This window comes from Pseudoalteromonas sp. US3C1013 (assembly GCF_048401115.1).
GTDB classification, from domain to species: domain Bacteria; phylum Pseudomonadota; class Gammaproteobacteria; order Enterobacterales; family Alteromonadaceae; genus Pseudoalteromonas; species Pseudoalteromonas undina.
Genome location: NZ_CP183075.1, coordinates 641,525 through 657,277, shown reverse-complemented (window position 1 = coordinate 657,277; position 15,753 = coordinate 641,525). Strand labels below are relative to the sequence as shown.

Genomic DNA, 15,753 nt, shown 5'->3' with positions numbered 1-15,753 from the left:
TTATTCTCCGCTGTATTTATCGGTCAAACCATCAACAAGTTGCTGATGAAGACCATTAAAACCACCATTACTCATAATTAAAACATGTTGATTTGGCTCAACATTCTCAAGCACTGTATCAATAATAGCGGTTGTAGAATCAAAGCACTGCATACCCGCTTTGTCAGCTTGCTCTTTAAGTGACCAGTTTAAATTTTCTGGTTCAAATAACAGCACATCATCTGCATCGCGAAGTGAATCGAGAAGTGTAAATTGATGCACTCCCATTTTCATGGTGTTAGAGCGCGGCTCTAAAATCGCAATAATTTTTTCATCCCCCACTTTAGCACGCAGCCCCGCAAGTGTTGTTTGTATTGCCGTTGGGTGATGGGCAAAATCGTCATACACTTTAATATGATTAATATCTGCTTTAAGCTCCATCCGCCTTTTTGGGCTGATAAACTCGCCCAAAGCTTCAATACTGTGCTCTATTGCAATTCCCACATGACGAGCTGCTGCAATAGCCATCATGGCATTTTTAACGTTATGCTCACCAATCGCTTGCCAGCTAACAACGCCTTGTAACTGCTTATTTAGTAAAACATTAAATTGAGAACCATCGGCTTTGAGTAATTCATAATTCCAGTCATCGCCTAGAGTTTCGCTCTCGCTCCACAAGCCTTTTGTAATCACATCGCTCAGTGCTTCATCATTTTTTGGCCACAGCACTTTGCCGCTTTGCGGTAGTGTACGAATCAAATGGTGAAATTGTTTTTTAATTGCGTTTAAATCTTCAAAAATATCAGCATGATCAAATTCGAGATTATTTAAAATAAGTGTTCGAGGTAAATAATGAACAAATTTACTGCGTTTATCAAAAAAGGCCGTGTCGTACTCATCGGCTTCTATAACAAAAAATGGCGTTTGCCCAACTCGCGCAGAAAGACCAAAATTTTGTACAATTCCGCCAATTAAAAAGCCAGGCTTTAAACCCGCATATTCAAGTATCCACGCCAACATACTGGCGGTGGTTGTTTTACCATGAGTTCCTGCCACAGCCAGCACCCACGAATCTTGTAGTAAGTTATGTTTTAGCCACTCAGGTCCTGAAGTATAAGGCAGGCTCTTATCGAGTACATATTCAACACACGGGTTACCACGGCTCATAGCATTACCAATAACAACGATATCTGGAGCTGGCTCTAGTTGAGATACGTCATAGCCCTGTGTTAGTTCAATACCCAGTTCTTGTAGCTGAGTACTCATTGGTGGGTAAACGTTTTGATCTGACCCAGTAACGTGGTGACCCAATGATTTTGCTATAGCGGCAATACCACCCATAAATGTGCCACAAATACCCAAAATATGTATATGCATTTACTATCCTTTCATCCTGCGCGGAGTTTGCTCTAAGGCAAAATTTAATGGCGCTATAATGCCAAAATTTAGCTTAAGTTACCATTAACCCTTGGCGCAAATAAAAAAGCCTCCCAAAGTGGGAGGCTTTCCTGAAGATTAATAGCTTATAGCATTAAAAAGAATATTAAACCGACACCTAATAATAAACGATAAATAACAAATGGTAGCATTCCCATTCGCTCAATCACTTTTAAAAACATAAAAATACAAGCATAAGCTGATAAAAACGACAGCACTACACCTAACAATAATGCCGTCCAATCTACGATATGATCGCCAAGGGCAAGCTCTGCAGTATAATAAAGACCCATCATTGAAATGATTGGAATAGCTAATAAAAACGAAAAGCGCGCTGCACTTTGCTTGTTCATACCTAACATTAAACCCGCTGTCATGGTAATACCTGAACGTGAAGTGCCAGGGATCATTGCAACGGCCTGTGCAAAGCCAATAATGAGGGCCGTTTTCCAGTTTAGCTGATAGATTGTTTTTATTTGCTTACCTTTGGCATCTGCGTACCAAAGCAATAGACCAAATACGATTGTTGTGGTCGCAATCACCCATGCACTGCGTAAGTACAGTTCAACAAAATCTTTTAATAACAAGCCTAAAATAGCTGCTGGCACAGTACCTAAAATGATCCACCAACCTAGTTTGCTATCATCTGTTGTGCCCTGCACGCCAAACGATTTAAACCAAGCACCGAGTATATCGGCTACTTCTTTACGGAAATAAATAACAACCGCAATTAAAGTGCCTACGTGAACAGCAACATCGAACGCTAACCCTTGATCCTCCCAGCCTAAAATTTGTGATGGTAAAATTAAGTGTGCCGAACTCGATATAGGTAAAAACTCAGTAAATCCCTGAATTAGGGCTAAAACAATTATTTCTATAATACTCATGGGTTAGAAAACTCCACCTTCCATAGTTTTTGTTGAGGGTTGTTATATGCATTCCATATTTGGGCAATCGTTTGTTTTGCTACCGGATGATAAAAATCAGGGGCCACCTCAGCTAAAGGCTGTAAAACAAAGGCGTTTTTAGTAATTTCGTCACGCGGTAATTGTGCAGGGCTCTCGCAAATCACATCATCATAAAAGAGTAAGTCGAGATCCAAAGTACGTGGGCTAAATTTTTTATCATTTGCTTGGCGGCCATTGTCGCGTTCAATTTGTTTTAATAACGCGCAAACATCAACAAGCGCCATGTTAGTGGTGGCTGCAAGTACTGAGTTATAAAAGTTATTACCGGCAAAACCCACAGCTTCACTTTCAAATACTGATGAGTGATGTGTGTTTTCAAAGTGCTGATTTAACGCCACTAGAGCACGCCGAATATGCTCAGCTTTATTAATGTTTGACCCTAGGCTAATAAATATCTGCGCCATTTAAGCCGTAGCCTTAATGCGCGTAATCTCTACACCCACTGTTTGCGCTTGTGGAACTGCAGCAGGCTTGCTAACTTTTATTGTTACTTGAGAAGTATTAAATTCGGTTAAGATAATTTGCGCCAATTGCTCCACCAGCGTTTCTAAAAGCTCGACTGGTTTAGCTGTGCTGTGCTCGATAACTCGCTCACTCACCTTAGCGTAATCTAATGCTAAGTTAATATCGTCGTTTTGTGCTGCGGGCTTAATGTCGCTTAGCATCTCAATATCAAAGTACAGGCTTTGTTTACTTTTCTTTTCAAAATCATACACCCCGATAATCGTTTCGACATGCAATTGTGATATAAATACCTTGTCCATTGATACTCCAAATGACTGTAACAAGTCACTGAGTTAATTACATATTGTATCAATCAAATTAATACTGTATATACTTTAATCAGTGTTTAAATATACTAAAATTACTTCTACAATAGAATAGTTACAAAATTGCGAGTAATTTAAGAAGCCCGTAAATTTTGACGCCAATAATAGCTTAAAAGTAATGATTAAAAAATAAGGAAGCGCGTGTTAGTCATTTTAATGTTTGTATTAGCCTATTTGCTCGGCTCGATTTCATCGGCCATTTTAGTGTCGCGGCTATTCAAACTTCCCGATCCACGCACAAATGGCTCCAATAACCCAGGAGCAACCAATGTCTACCGTTTAGGCGGCGCTCTCCCCGCATGCTTAGTTTTAATATTTGATATTTTAAAGGGCACTATCCCTGTTTGGGGCGCTTACTTTTTAAAACTTGAGCCGCTAGAGCTTGGTTTAATTGCGGTTGCAGCATGTTTAGGGCACATGTACCCATTATTTTTTAGTTTTAAAGGGGGTAAAGCGGTCGCAACAGCATTTGGCTCGTTACTGCCGATAGGACTCTCTTTAGGTGGGTTATTGATTGGTACTTGGCTGATTATTGTCGCGATTACCCGCTACTCATCCCTTGCAGCGTTAGTCGCTGTGACGCTAGCACCTTTATATACATGGTGGATAAAGCCGTTATATACCTTACCCGTGACCTTTATTACGCTACTGATCATTATTAGGCATCGCACTAATATTGTGCGTTTATTTAAGGGTGAAGAACCAAAAGTAGGGACTAAACAAGCCCCTACAAATGATAAGAAGTAATAACTAACCTAGGTTCTGGTTAACTATATTGCTTCTAGGCTATCGATTGGCCAGCGCGGTTTAGTTTTCATATCAAGCGAAGCAAACTGTCCCGCTTTTAAACGCTGCATACCAGCATAAGCAATCATTGCGCCATTGTCGGTACAAAACTCAGTGCGTGGGTAATACACTTCGCCCTTCATACCTTGCATCACACGCTCTAGTTGCAAACGTAGTTGCGTATTAGCACTTACACCACCGGCTATTACTAAACGTTTAATACCCGTTTGTTTTAGTGCTCGCTTACACTTAATCACTAAAGTATCTATAACGGCTGTTTGAAATGCATGGGCAATATCTGCTTTAGTTTGCTCGTCACTATCATTTTCACGAATAGCAATCGAAGCGGCGGTTTTTAAGCCACTAAAGCTAAAATCAAGACCAGGCTTATCTGTCATCGGGCGCGGGAAAACAAATCGTTTGGCAACGCCTTGCTCAGCCATTTTAGCTAAACGAGGACCGCCAGGGTAATCAAGCCCAAGTAATTTAGCCGTTTTATCAAATGCTTCACCTGCAGCGTCATCTACCGACTCACCCAATACTTCGTATTGGCCAATGCCCGCAACCTTTACCATCATGGTATGACCGCCAGATACGAGTAAAGCAATAAATGGGAATTCGGGAACGTTTTCCTCAAGCATTGGCGCTAATAAATGCCCTTCCATGTGATGTACTGCCACCGCAGGAATATCCCAACCATACGCTAAAGAGCGACCAATTGAGGTACCTACTAACAAAGCCCCTACTAAACCAGGTCCTGCGGTGTAGGCAATACCGTCTAAATCTTCCGGTCCACAGCCAGCTTGCGCAAATGCCGCATCGATAAGCGGCAATGTTTTACGTACATGATCGCGAGATGCAAGCTCAGGTACCACACCACCGTAATCAGCATGTACTTTTACTTGGCTATATAATTGATGAGCCAGTAGCCCTTTTTCATCATCATAAATAGCAATACCAGTTTCATCGCATGATGATTCAATGCCTAAAATTCGCATTGTTAATTCTCCTGCCACCTAACAAGGTGTTTAAAACAAATAACTTAAAGTGCTAAACCAATGTTAGTTTGGCCATCAGCAAGGACATGCTTTTTCAATGCTTTTACATTTTCAGCAGTAATACGCCCCATAGCTTCTACAAAATCAATTAGTTCACCTAATACCTCTATTTCGTATTGCATTAGTGGGTGTTCACGCACTGCTTTATTATCAGCAACATCCCCTTCAACTGTCATTTGATACTCAATAAAGCGAGCCACAGTTGCCTGCGATATTTTACTCACATTAACAAATTCTTGCTCGTCTTGTGCTAAAAGGCCATGCATTAAGCTCAATAATGAGGTGGCAGCGTCAATGGCAGGGTAAGTGCCAAACATATCAAAATCAGCAAGTTCAGGTACATTAGGTTCAATTTTTTCGACTTGCTTTTCTAAATCAATCTTACTTTTAGGAAGCAGTATCTTTTCCCAACATACATTTAAAGCATTACGTAAAATAACCTCATCGCCAAAACCGGTAGCCTCACTAAATAGTCCATAATTAGGCAACATACGCTCTATTAACGCACTGGCCAATACCGCTTTTTGCAGGTAATTTAACTCTCTAATACGCTGAAAATTATTCGCTTTTGTCATTCTTTAAAGTCCCACATGACCAACAAAAATCAAATGTTGATCCATTATGCTCATTACAGTTAGGGCACACCCAATCTGGAGCGGATTGTTTTACTTGCTGATAGTTTACCAATATTTCGCGTGCATGGCGCTCTTTTATCGCATAAACCTGCACACTTACTTGTGTTTGCTCAAACGGGATCTCGCCCATTGCACCTTGCAGCATTTCGCCTTGAATTTGACACTCAATTCCCGCATTCAGAATCAATCCTTTTATAATATTGGCCTCTAAACTATTTTCTGCGTTATAAAGCGTAACCCAATCAAATGATGTTATATTTGAATCACTATTATTAATATTTTGCAATATCCACCTCATTTACTTTATGTGTACAATTTGCCTGCGTAACCTAAAGCAAATAATATGATTTAAGGACACATTATGACGCTAACTACTCCAGGTTTACTTTTTCCAGCAATCTCGTTGTTGTTACTCGCCTATACAAACCGATTTTTAGTGCTAGCGCAACTAATACGAGAACTGAATGCACGTGAAGGGGAATCTATTCGTCCTGTTGTGGTGGCGCAAATAACCAACCTTAGAAAGCGAATAAAATTAATAAGAACCATGCAAGTATACGGAGTGGCTGCTTTTTTATTATGTACGCTATCTATGTTCGCATTATTTATAGAATTTAATACCACGGGCATTATTTTATTTGGTGTCAGTTTAAGTTGCTTAAGCTTATCTTTGCTTACTTCATTATTTGAAATTCACATCTCTTGTGATGCCATAGAAATTGAATTGCAAAACATTGAAAATAAGCCTTTAAGTAACCGAGTAAGTAAAAATTTTATTGAGCCCAACCCTAAAAGCAAAAACAGTAATTAACAAACCGAGACTTTAAGAAGCTGTTATAAAATTGCATAAACTTGGTCAATAATAAAACCCTACAGTTATTTAACATTACCCAAAGGTATAACAACTTTTAGCAACTATTCTCTTTAAATACGATGAAAAGAAAGTTAATCTAAGGAGGTGGTTAAAAACATTATTTCAACTGATCTGTAGGGATATAAAGTCAGTCTTTAATCTGCAATTCCCCTAGCTTACCTATAAAAAAGGACTATATAGTGAGATTTGAACAATTAGAACAGTTTGTAGCGCTTGGCCTACTTCGTCATTTTAGGCAAGCTGCAGAACAAACCCAAATTAGCACATCTGCGTTAACTCGTAGTATTCAAACTCTTGAAACAGAGCTTGGCTACGAACTTGTTACCCGCTCTACTCGCTCGGTTAAATTAACTCAAGCAGGCGAACTTTTCCTCGACTTTGCAAAAAATACCCTCAATGAGCTAGAGCAAATAAAACATCGCGCTTTTCAATCGATTAATGGCACTGAAGAGAAAAAACTGGTCATTGGTTACACCACAACAACCAGCAGCATAGTGCCAATTACCTGCGGTGAGTTTTTAAGTCAGTACCCTCATATTAAAATCGAAATGCAGCTACAAAACAAAACTGAGCTTCATAGAAAGTTACTTCAAGGGGAAATTGACATTAGTGTATGCTCGCAAATAGTCAACAGTATAGGTAGCGACATACAATTACCTGATCAGCTTATTTTGTTTTGCTCAAAACAACACCCATTAGCAAATAAAAGCGATATTAGTAAAAAAGAGCTTGAAAGCTTTCCCATGTTTAGTTGTTTTTCGCAATCAAAACAAGTGCAATCAATGCTTAATGAAGTAATAGACTCATTAAATAAAGTTTCAACAATTAAAGTGGGCAGTATTGAGCAGGTCATGGCTGGACTTGAAAAATCAGACCATTTTGCCATTGCCGGTATTGAACACACTAGCTCTGTGGCAGAAAACCATAACTTGATTCAACTTAAAACTAATAACGATATTAGCCATGAGCAACTTATTGTGCAAACCAGCCAGCAGATAGAAGCGGGTGAGCATGTTGACCACTTACTCTCGCTAATAAATAAAGTCTCAAAAGCATAACAATACACCATGCGATTTGATGATCACTATAAATTTGTAGCTTTAAAGTTTTTTTACATTAAACTAACGCTCCCTACTATTATGACTAGCGTTAATGAACAACTTTACAGCTTCTGGAATTTATCTAGAGCAGATTGAAACGCATGGTTATGCCATTATTGAAAACGCCATTGATAGTGACCTAATCTTTGATTTAATGGCAGATTGCTACAGAATAAATCCCCACTTTAGCCTTGCTGGTATTGGTCGATTAAATAACTTGCAAATTGATAATACAGTTCGTAAAGACAAAAACTATTGGTTTGATGGCAGTTCAAATGCACAACTTGGCTACCAGCAAGTAATGGAAGCAGTTCGTAATACGCTTAATCGAACTTTCTTTATGGGTTTGTTTGATTATGAATGTCACTATGCAAAATATACGCAAGGTGATTTTTATAAAAAACATGTAGATGCATTTAAAGGTCGTTCAAACCGTGTTTTTACTACCGTATTATATTTGAACTCTCCAGAGAAAGGTGGAGAGCTAGTTATTTACAAGCCTAAAAGTAAAGGCATAGAAATAGTAATAAAACCCACGGCAGGCACTTTGGTATTATTTGAAAGCGAACGCTTTGTACATGAAGTACTTCCTGCTGTTGATAACCGCTATTCGATTGCTGGTTGGTTCAGAAAAAACGCGTCAATTAGTGGCATTATCGACCCACCCCGTTAAGCAAAAACGGGGTAAGAAAATAATAAACCAATAAAAATAGCCAGTCCTACGTAATGGTTATTTAAAAATGCTTTAAAACAATTATCTCGCTGGCGTAAATGAATCAAACGCTGTTGATACACAAGTAACATTGCTGCAATAGCTAATCCCAACCAAAAACTAAATCCTATTTGGTTCATCAACCCAATTAAAACCATCAACGCAAAAAAGCTAAAGTTAAGTATCGCTATAATATGGCGGTCATAACTGGCGAATAAAATAGCGGTTGATTTTACTCCTATTTTTAAATCATCGTCTCTATCAACCATGGCGTACATAGTGTCGTAAGCCACCGTCCAGCAAATATTGGCAATAAATAGCAACCAAGCTTGCACAGGCAATGAGTTTGTTGATGCCATAAATGCCATAGGAATTGCCCAACCAAAAGCAGCCCCTAATACAACCTGTGGAAGTTGCGTGTAACGTTTCATAAAGGGATAACAAAACGCTAATCCAAGCGCACCAAACGATAACAAAATAGTATTGGTATTAAGCAATAATACTAATATAAAAGCGATGACAACGAGTAATAAAAACAAACTAATTGCTTCGCCACTACTTACCGCTCCGGTCGCTAGCGGCCGCTGACAAGTACGCTTTACTGAGCCATCAATTTTTCTATCTGCAAAATCATTGATAACGCATCCTGCGCTTCGCATAACTATTACTCCAAGGGTAAACACAATGAAATTCGTTAAGCTAGGCAGACCATCATTCGCTATCCATAGTGCCCAATAAGTTGGCCAAAGTAGCAATAAAGTGCCTATGGGCTTATCAATTCGCATTAACTGGATGTAATAGGGAATATGATTAACAGACAAAGCGGCTAGTTTCATGAGTATAAGTAAGCTCCTGGTAAAAAAACCTCACAGACCAAAAATTGATAGTTATGTAAAGAAAATACGCTGCGTCTGCCCAGTAAAGAGCGATTCGGTAAATTAAGTTCGCTCACCAGTGATTGCAATGAGTGATTACCATCAAAGCGAGCAATTTCAATATCAGTACGCCTTAACGCAGGATCTTGAAAGATTACATCACCTAACGGGCGATCTCCCATATTGTGCAGCTGATTGTTTGTATTATTGCTTGTTACTGGCAACCAACTTTGAGCATAAACAATCGGTTGTTCATCACACAACAGTAACACTTCACGGTTAAGTACTGTACTTACCTGCTCACTTAATAGCACTTGCTGTGATTGCGAAAGGTCTACTTTTTGCTCACTCAACACTTTTACAGCAAAACGCTGAGACCGACTTTTTAATTTAGCCGTTAAAGAATGCGGTTCAAATAACCACTCTTTCTCAGCGTTAGATAAGCCAGTTACTTGAGCGGTACTCTGCCAATCAGCAGATAAAGAAAGAGGAAAAGTAATCACAATAACTCTACTTGAAAAAAATCAGAGAGATCATAACATTGCCAACGAATTTGAAAAAGCGCGATTTACTCAATACCAAGCACATCCTGTGTCATAAAAAGCTAATCTGCATTTGACTCTCGCTATTGCCTATCCCAAACTTGAATCCAGAGTACTTTTACAAACACAACAAATAACAGCATCTTGCTGTATCTTATTTACTAATAAGTATAAACTATTTGTAACCAGTTTACGGAAACGCTTTTGAAATGAAAAAAACAGTATTTACAGGCCTTTTTATTCTTTTAGTCAGCCTAACTAGCTTATCAGCACGTGCTGAGTCTACTGTGGGTTATTTTGGGTTTGAGCCAGACATTATTACCAATTACATTGGTCCATCGAGTAAAAAAATGGGTTACGTTCGTGTCACGGTAGATTTAATGTTAAATAAAACATCCGATATTGCCATTGTAGAACACCACACCCCTCTATTACGTGATGCGCTAGTAGAGATATTATCAAAAGAGCCTGAAAACAAAATAAAGTCTTTAACAGGGCGTGAGCAAATTCGCCTTAAAAGCGCAGAAAAACTAAAAAGCTTACTTAAGGAAGAAACAGGCCAAGAAATAATCCGAGACCTGTTATTTACTAAATATTTATATCATTAGCCGCTTTTTGTTTTAAAAAGCTGAGCGGTATAGGCAAAAGCCATACCGCTAATAAGCCCACCTAAGTGTGCCCAATTAGCCATTCCAACAAATAATACATCTGCAAAACCAAGTACTAACCATACCAGCATAAAACCAACAATCGCGGTTGTAACCAGTGCAGGCTGTTTAGGGTTAAGCGCGCTGTAAATCCAACAAAAGCCTAACAACCCATATACAACACCGCTAAGCCCACCAAAGTTAGGACCGACCATTAAGTACTGTGCCCAATTACTTATTAAAGCGGTAACTAAAAACAGCCCGATTAAACTCGACTTACCGCATTGCTTTTCAATGTTATCACCCAGCGATACCCACCAGATTAAGTTAAACACAATATGCATAGCGCTAAAATGCACAATAGCAGGTGTTAACCAGGTAAGTGGTGACGCAGGATTGAACTGCAACGCCATATAAATAGGCTCAAACGCACCAAATAAAAAGGCAACATAAACAATAATGCTGAGAATACTAACACCTTGATTAAGCCAGCTTAAGGCTTTAAAACGAGCGACTAAATTAAGTGACTGCCCTTGATACTTTAACGGTGACTGCGTAGTACCTACTTGCCATGATGCTTGTTGGTAACGCTCATGATTAGGGTTTTTAGCAAATTCGTTCCATAAAGGCTGCACTGCATGAAAGTCTTCAGGTGCCACACTAATAACAAGCGTATGGCCATCCTCAGTACGAATTTGCCCTGTAAGCCCTTGGCTTTTTAGGTAATCTATAAAGCCCTGTGCAGCGCGGGGATTAGTTAGGCTACCAAGCTCTATCATCGTGCTACTTTATCCTTGTAAGCGGCTTCCCACGCAGTAAAACCACCATCCATACTGTAAACATCTTCAAAGCCTTGCTCTACTAAGTAGCTGGCAGCACCTTGTGAACTCATGCCGTGATAACAAACAATAATAATCGGCTGGTCAAACTCTTTTTCCATCATAAATTGGGCGATATTTGCATTTGAAAGCGCTTCAGAGCCAGGAATGTGCCCTGTCTGATACGAATTAGGATCGCGAATATCGGCAATCACCACATCTTCTTTGTCTAGTAGTTCGAGGGTTTGTGCGATTGATATATGTTTAAATGCCATAGTGCTCTCTTATAATTACAAAAAAGGCGACAAATGCCGCCTTTAATTCTCTTAACAGGGGATTATTAATCCCAGTTAAGAATTACTTTACCCGATTGGCCTGAAATCATCATATCAAAGCCAGCTTGGAAGTCATCAATTGAATACTGATGAGTAATAATTGGTTTTAAATCAAGTCCTGATTGAATCAAGCTGGCCATTTTGTACCAAGTTTCAAACATCTCACGACCATAAATACCTTTGATCACTAAGCCTTTAAAAATAACTTGATTCCAATCGACCGCCATATCTGAAGGTGGAATACCTAACATGGCAATTTTGCCGCCATGATTCATGTTATTTAGCATGGCATTAAATGCACTCGGAACACCTGACATCTCTAAGCCAATGTCAAAGCCTTCGGTCATACCTAGCTCTTTAGCTACATCTTCAAGCTTTTCATTCGCAACGTTTACAGCACGCGTTGCGCCCATTTTACGTGCTAAGTCTAGGCGGTATTCATTTACGTCAGTAATAACCACATGGCGTGCACCCACATGTTTGGCTACAGCCGCGGCCATAATACCAATAGGGCCTGCACCAGTGATTAATACATCCTCACCCACTAAGTCAAACGATAATGCAGTATGTACAGCATTACCAAACGGGTCAAAAATAGAGGCCAGTTCATCGCTAATGTTATCTGGGATTTTAAACGCATTAAATGCTGGGATCACTAGGTACTCAGCAAATGCACCTTCGCGGTTAACACCTACACCGGTTGTATTACGGCATAAATGAACACGTCCAGCACGGCAGTTACGACAATGACCACAGGTTATATGACCTTCACCAGATACACGGTCGCCAACTTCGAAACCGCGAACTTCTTGGCCCATGTCAATTACTTCACCCACATACTCGTGGCCAACCACCATAGGTGTAGGAATAGTGTTTTGTGCCCACTCATCCCACTTATAAATATGAACATCGGTACCACAAATGGCTGTTTTACGAATCTTAATTAACAGATCGTTATGACCTACTTCAGGCTTTGGCGCATCTGTCATCCAAATGCCTGGCTCTGCTTTTAACTTTGATAATGCTTTCATAATCCACACTCAATTAAAAAATCGCGACTTTAGCCGCGATTTAACAAGAAAATTAAATAACACCAATCTCTTTACCAATACGGGTAAATGCTGCAATGGCTGTATCAAGCTGCTCCTTGCTGTGCGCTGCAGAAATTTGGGTACGAATACGCGCCTGACCTTTTGGTACAACAGGGAATGAAAAGCCAGTTACATAAATCCCTTCAGCCAATAGTTTATCAGCCATAAGTGACGCCACTTTTGCATCCCCTAGCATCACTGGAATAATCGCATGATCTTTACCTGCACAGGTAAAACCTGCCGTTTCCATTTGCTCGCGGAAGTATTTAGCGTTTGACCATAGCTTAGCGCGAAGCTCACCGCCATTTTCAAGCATTTCTAACACTTTGATTGACGCCGTTACGATTGAAGGCGCTAATGAATTTGAGAATAAGTATGGACGTGAACGCTGACGAAGCCACTCAACAATTTCTTTTTTACCTGAAGTATAACCACCAGAAGCTCCACCAAGCGCTTTGCCTAAGGTACCGGTAATAATATCGACACGCTCGAGTACATTACAGTACTCAGGTGTACCTTTACCATTTTCGCCAACAAAACCAACGGCATGTGAGTCATCAACCATAACAAGCGCGTCATATTTGTCGGCTAAATCACACACTGCTTCTAAATTACAAATGACGCCATCCATTGAGAACACGCCATCAGTAGCAATTAGTTTAGTTTTAGCACCGGCTTCATCGGCTGCAATTAATTGCTTTTCTAAATCAGCCATATCGTTATTTGCATAACGGAAACGTTTTGCTTTACATAAACGCACGCCATCAATAATAGATGCATGGTTTAATGAATCAGAAATAATCGCATCGTCTGCACCTAAAATAGTTTCAAACAAGCCTGTATTCGCATCAAAGCATGATGAGTACAAAATGGTGTCTTCAGTTTCTAAAAATTGACTGATTTTTTTCTCAAGCGTTTTATGAATATCTTGGGTACCACAAATAAAACGCACTGAGGCAACACCAAAGCCATGGTCATCTAAGCCTTGTTGGGCAGCTGCAATTAGCTCTGGGCTGTTAGCTAAACCTAAATAGTTGTTAGCACAAAAGTTAATAACCTTATCACCTGATGCCACTTCAATTTGAGCTTGCTGCTGTGAAGTGATAACACGTTCATTTTTGTACAAACCTTCAGCTTTGACGTCTTCGATTTGCTGTTGTAATTGGCTAAAAAAAGCAGATGCTCTCATCTGTGATCTCCATTTGGTTGAACGGGTTAAACAGCAGACGTGTTGCTGCTATTTATAATGCGGGTATTGTAAAAGTTTAAGCGTGAAATTGCACTGTTTGTCATTCGTCGCAAATTAGCTAACTGGCAGGAAAAGCTGCCAGTTTACAGGCGTGAGGTATGCACTAAAGCAGATCAGCAAGCAGAACAGGAAGTTCCTTGATTGAGTCACAAACATAGTCAGCAGACTTTACGGCTTGCTCATCAACTGCTTGCCCCGAACGTACCAGTATTTTAGTACGGATATTAGCGCTCATAGCAGCTTGCATATCACCTCGTTTGTCTCCCACCATCACACTAAGTGCAGGGTCGATATGATGATCTTTTATTCCTTGCAGCAACATACCAGGCGCTGGTTTTCTGCAATCGCAATCTGTTAAATACGCTGGCAATGCATTTTTAGGGTGATGAGGACAAAAATAAACATCAGTAATTTCAATTTGATGATGACTAAACTGCGCTTTCATCCATATGTTAAGAGCAAAAAAATCGGCTTCTGAGTAATAACCTCGACCAATACCTGATTGGTTCGTTACAACAATTATTTTATAGCCCGCGTCATAGAATGCTTTACACGTTGAAAACACACCCTCTATAAATTCAAACTCTTCGCTTTTAAATACATAGCCATGATCAACATTTACTACACCATCACGGTCTAAAAAAAGCGCCTTATTTGTGTGTTTACCATTCATAATAACGACTCTTTTTTAACAACATGGTCAAACATTTCTTTTACTGTATCCGTAGTTATTTGACTCATTAAATCATCGCCCTTAACCCGAGTACCCCAAGGTAATTGCTCGGCGGTTTTACCTGTGTGCTTTAATAAGTTTTGGTGATAAACCTCAACCACGTAATCTTGGTATAAATAAGGCCCCGTTCGCGCTGGGTTTGAATGCGCATATAAGCCAATAACCGGTGTGCCCACAGTCACCGCCATATGAGCTGGGCCTGTATCGGGCGCAAGTACTAAGTCTGCACGCTTAAGTACGCACAATAATTCTTTGAGTTTTGTTTTACCCACCAAGTTCAGAATAGGTGAATCAGAGTGTTTAATGATGTTATTTGCTAAATTAATTTCAAGTTCAGTAGGCCCACCGGTTAGCACCACTTTAAAACCTTGCGCATTGGCATAATCAGCAAGCACGGCATAGCGTTCGGCTAACCAGTTACGCTGTGCTTTACTTGCTGCTGGCGAAATAACGAATAGCTTATGTGATAAATAATCGTCACCTAACAGCTCATCAGCTTTAGCTTGATCTTTTTCGGTGTAGGGCATATTCCAAACAGGGACATAATCATCAACCCCAATCGCTTGAGCAAAGCCTTTAAAACCCTCTAAAACATGTGCCTGAGATTGGGCTTTAATGCGTTTATTAATAAATAAACTATGCAGCTCTTTTGAGCGAGCCCAGTCAAAACCAATTTTAACTTTGGCAGGAATACAGCGAGCGACAAAACCAGCTCTTAAAGCCACTTGCATATTAAGCAGTACGTCAAAACACTGCCCTTTGAAGGTTTGCTTTAACTGTTTCAGTGCCGCTTTACCTTGTTTTTTATCAAATACAACAAGCTCAACGCCAGGCAAATCTGCTAACAGCATCGCCTCGACTTTCCCTATCACCCATGTAATTTTAGCATTTGGATGCGCTTTTTGAATTGCTTGTACTGCACTCACTGCATGGCATACATCACCAATGGCAGAAAGACGTAAAATACAAATAGATGTGTAAGTAGGCGCTGAAGTCACACGTTTCCTTGGAGGTAAAATAATAAAACCCGATCTTAAATTATAATCGCGTCATTGCAAGTACTTATCCTTAGCCTGAAAACACG

20 protein-coding genes are annotated in these 15,753 nt (G+C 39.8%); 5 read left to right on the top strand and 15 right to left on the bottom strand.

Annotation, left to right across the window (positions count from 1 at the left end):
• The 4 genes from mpl to folB all read right to left on the bottom strand — a co-directional run bounded on the left by mpl (position 1) and on the right by folB (position 3,148).
• The gene (gene mpl, locus ACNSN2_RS03040; protein ID WP_418608548.1) at positions 1-1,356 is read right to left on the bottom strand and encodes a UDP-N-acetylmuramate:L-alanyl-gamma-D-glutamyl-meso-diaminopimelate ligase; all 1,356 of its coding nucleotides are present in this window, start codon (positions 1,354-1,356) and stop codon (positions 1-3) included.
• 146 nt (positions 1,357-1,502) lie between these two features.
• The gene (locus tag ACNSN2_RS03035) at positions 1,503-2,303 is read right to left on the bottom strand and encodes an undecaprenyl-diphosphate phosphatase (protein ID WP_010391016.1); all 801 of its coding nucleotides are present in this window, start codon (positions 2,301-2,303) and stop codon (positions 1,503-1,505) included.
• On the bottom strand, positions 2,300-2,788 hold the full coding sequence (gene folK, locus ACNSN2_RS03030) for a 2-amino-4-hydroxy-6-hydroxymethyldihydropteridine diphosphokinase (RefSeq protein ID WP_075170695.1): 489 nt from the start codon (positions 2,786-2,788) through the stop codon (positions 2,300-2,302). The genes ACNSN2_RS03035 and folK overlap by 4 nt, the downstream gene beginning before the upstream one ends.
• A complete protein-coding gene (gene folB, locus ACNSN2_RS03025; protein ID WP_418608547.1) occupies positions 2,789-3,148 on the bottom strand; it encodes a dihydroneopterin aldolase in 360 nt (119 codons plus the stop codon).
• 207 nt (positions 3,149-3,355) lie between these two features.
• Between folB and plsY the strand changes: the two genes are divergently transcribed.
• On the top strand, positions 3,356-3,961 hold the full coding sequence (gene plsY / locus ACNSN2_RS03020) for a glycerol-3-phosphate 1-O-acyltransferase PlsY (RefSeq protein WP_010391012.1): 606 nt from the start codon (positions 3,356-3,358) through the stop codon (positions 3,959-3,961).
• Between the two features lie 23 nt (positions 3,962-3,984).
• On the opposite strand, the gene tsaD is transcribed toward plsY, so the two are convergent.
• The 3 genes from tsaD to ACNSN2_RS03005 are packed head-to-tail and all read right to left on the bottom strand — an operon-like array spanning position 3,985 to position 5,991.
• Entirely contained in the window at positions 3,985-4,998 is a 1,014-nt protein-coding gene (tsaD, locus tag ACNSN2_RS03015; protein WP_036979790.1) for a tRNA (adenosine(37)-N6)-threonylcarbamoyltransferase complex transferase subunit TsaD, read from the bottom strand.
• 44 nt (positions 4,999-5,042) lie between these two features.
• Positions 5,043-5,633 carry a YjaG family protein gene (locus ACNSN2_RS03010; protein ID WP_008115608.1) on the bottom strand — a complete coding sequence of 197 codons (591 nt, stop codon included), beginning with the start codon at positions 5,631-5,633 and terminating at the stop codon, positions 5,043-5,045.
• The gene (locus tag ACNSN2_RS03005; protein WP_418608546.1) at positions 5,617-5,991 is read right to left on the bottom strand and encodes a DUF2007 domain-containing protein; all 375 of its coding nucleotides are present in this window, start codon (positions 5,989-5,991) and stop codon (positions 5,617-5,619) included. The genes ACNSN2_RS03010 and ACNSN2_RS03005 overlap by 17 nt, the downstream gene beginning before the upstream one ends.
• A gap of 63 nt (positions 5,992-6,054) precedes the next feature.
• On the opposite strand from ACNSN2_RS03005, the gene ACNSN2_RS03000 reads away from it, so the two are divergent.
• From ACNSN2_RS03000 to ACNSN2_RS02990, 3 genes are all read left to right on the top strand, one after another.
• On the top strand, positions 6,055-6,504 hold the full coding sequence (locus ACNSN2_RS03000) for a DUF2721 domain-containing protein (protein WP_054201982.1): 450 nt from the start codon (positions 6,055-6,057) through the stop codon (positions 6,502-6,504).
• A 242-nt stretch (positions 6,505-6,746) separates the two neighbouring features.
• Positions 6,747-7,625 carry a LysR family transcriptional regulator gene (locus ACNSN2_RS02995; RefSeq protein WP_075170697.1) on the top strand — a complete coding sequence of 293 codons (879 nt, stop codon included), beginning with the start codon at positions 6,747-6,749 and terminating at the stop codon, positions 7,623-7,625.
• A gap of 94 nt (positions 7,626-7,719) precedes the next feature.
• Positions 7,720-8,340, top strand: coding sequence for a 2OG-Fe(II) oxygenase (locus tag ACNSN2_RS02990; protein WP_418608545.1), 621 nt, complete (start codon positions 7,720-7,722; stop codon positions 8,338-8,340).
• Here ACNSN2_RS02990 and ubiA read toward each other — a convergent pair.
• Together ubiA and ACNSN2_RS02980 are read right to left on the bottom strand one after the other, a co-directional pair.
• Positions 8,337-9,215: a 4-hydroxybenzoate octaprenyltransferase gene (gene ubiA / locus ACNSN2_RS02985; RefSeq protein ID WP_054201980.1), complete on the bottom strand. Its 879-nt coding sequence runs from the start codon at positions 9,213-9,215 to the stop codon at positions 8,337-8,339. The two genes, ACNSN2_RS02990 and ubiA, sit on opposite strands and share 4 nt — an antisense overlap.
• Positions 9,212-9,757: a chorismate--pyruvate lyase family protein gene (locus tag ACNSN2_RS02980; protein WP_418608544.1), complete on the bottom strand. Its 546-nt coding sequence runs from the start codon at positions 9,755-9,757 to the stop codon at positions 9,212-9,214. The genes ubiA and ACNSN2_RS02980 overlap by 4 nt, the downstream gene beginning before the upstream one ends.
• 248 nt (positions 9,758-10,005) lie before the next feature.
• Here ACNSN2_RS02980 and ACNSN2_RS02975 point away from each other — a divergent pair, with 248 nt between their 5' ends.
• Positions 10,006-10,404 (top strand): flagellar basal body-associated protein FliL, encoded by a 399-nt coding sequence (locus ACNSN2_RS02975; RefSeq protein ID WP_008115596.1) that lies wholly within the window; start codon positions 10,006-10,008, stop codon positions 10,402-10,404.
• Here the strand turns inward: ACNSN2_RS02975 and glpG are convergent.
• From glpG to ACNSN2_RS02945, 6 genes are all read right to left on the bottom strand, one after another.
• Entirely contained in the window at positions 10,401-11,222 is an 822-nt protein-coding gene (glpG, locus tag ACNSN2_RS02970; protein ID WP_008115595.1) for a rhomboid family intramembrane serine protease GlpG, read from the bottom strand. The genes ACNSN2_RS02975 and glpG overlap by 4 nt on opposite strands.
• Positions 11,219-11,536: a thiosulfate sulfurtransferase GlpE gene (glpE, locus tag ACNSN2_RS02965; RefSeq protein ID WP_010390998.1), complete on the bottom strand. Its 318-nt coding sequence runs from the start codon at positions 11,534-11,536 to the stop codon at positions 11,219-11,221. Before glpE ends, glpG begins: the two co-directional genes overlap by 4 nt.
• A gap of 65 nt (positions 11,537-11,601) precedes the next feature.
• Positions 11,602-12,627, bottom strand: coding sequence for an L-threonine 3-dehydrogenase (tdh, locus tag ACNSN2_RS02960; RefSeq protein WP_010390995.1), 1,026 nt, complete (start codon positions 12,625-12,627; stop codon positions 11,602-11,604).
• Positions 12,628-12,679: 52 nt separating this feature from the next.
• Positions 12,680-13,876, bottom strand: coding sequence for a glycine C-acetyltransferase (locus ACNSN2_RS02955; protein WP_418608543.1), 1,197 nt, complete (start codon positions 13,874-13,876; stop codon positions 12,680-12,682).
• 163 nt (positions 13,877-14,039) lie between these two features.
• Positions 14,040-14,609 (bottom strand): D-glycero-beta-D-manno-heptose 1,7-bisphosphate 7-phosphatase, encoded by a 570-nt coding sequence (gmhB, locus tag ACNSN2_RS02950; RefSeq protein WP_010390991.1) that lies wholly within the window; start codon positions 14,607-14,609, stop codon positions 14,040-14,042.
• On the bottom strand, positions 14,606-15,667 hold the full coding sequence (locus tag ACNSN2_RS02945) for a glycosyltransferase family 9 protein (protein ID WP_418608542.1): 1,062 nt from the start codon (positions 15,665-15,667) through the stop codon (positions 14,606-14,608). Before ACNSN2_RS02945 ends, gmhB begins: the two co-directional genes overlap by 4 nt.
• Between the last annotated feature and the right edge of the window lie 86 nt (positions 15,668-15,753).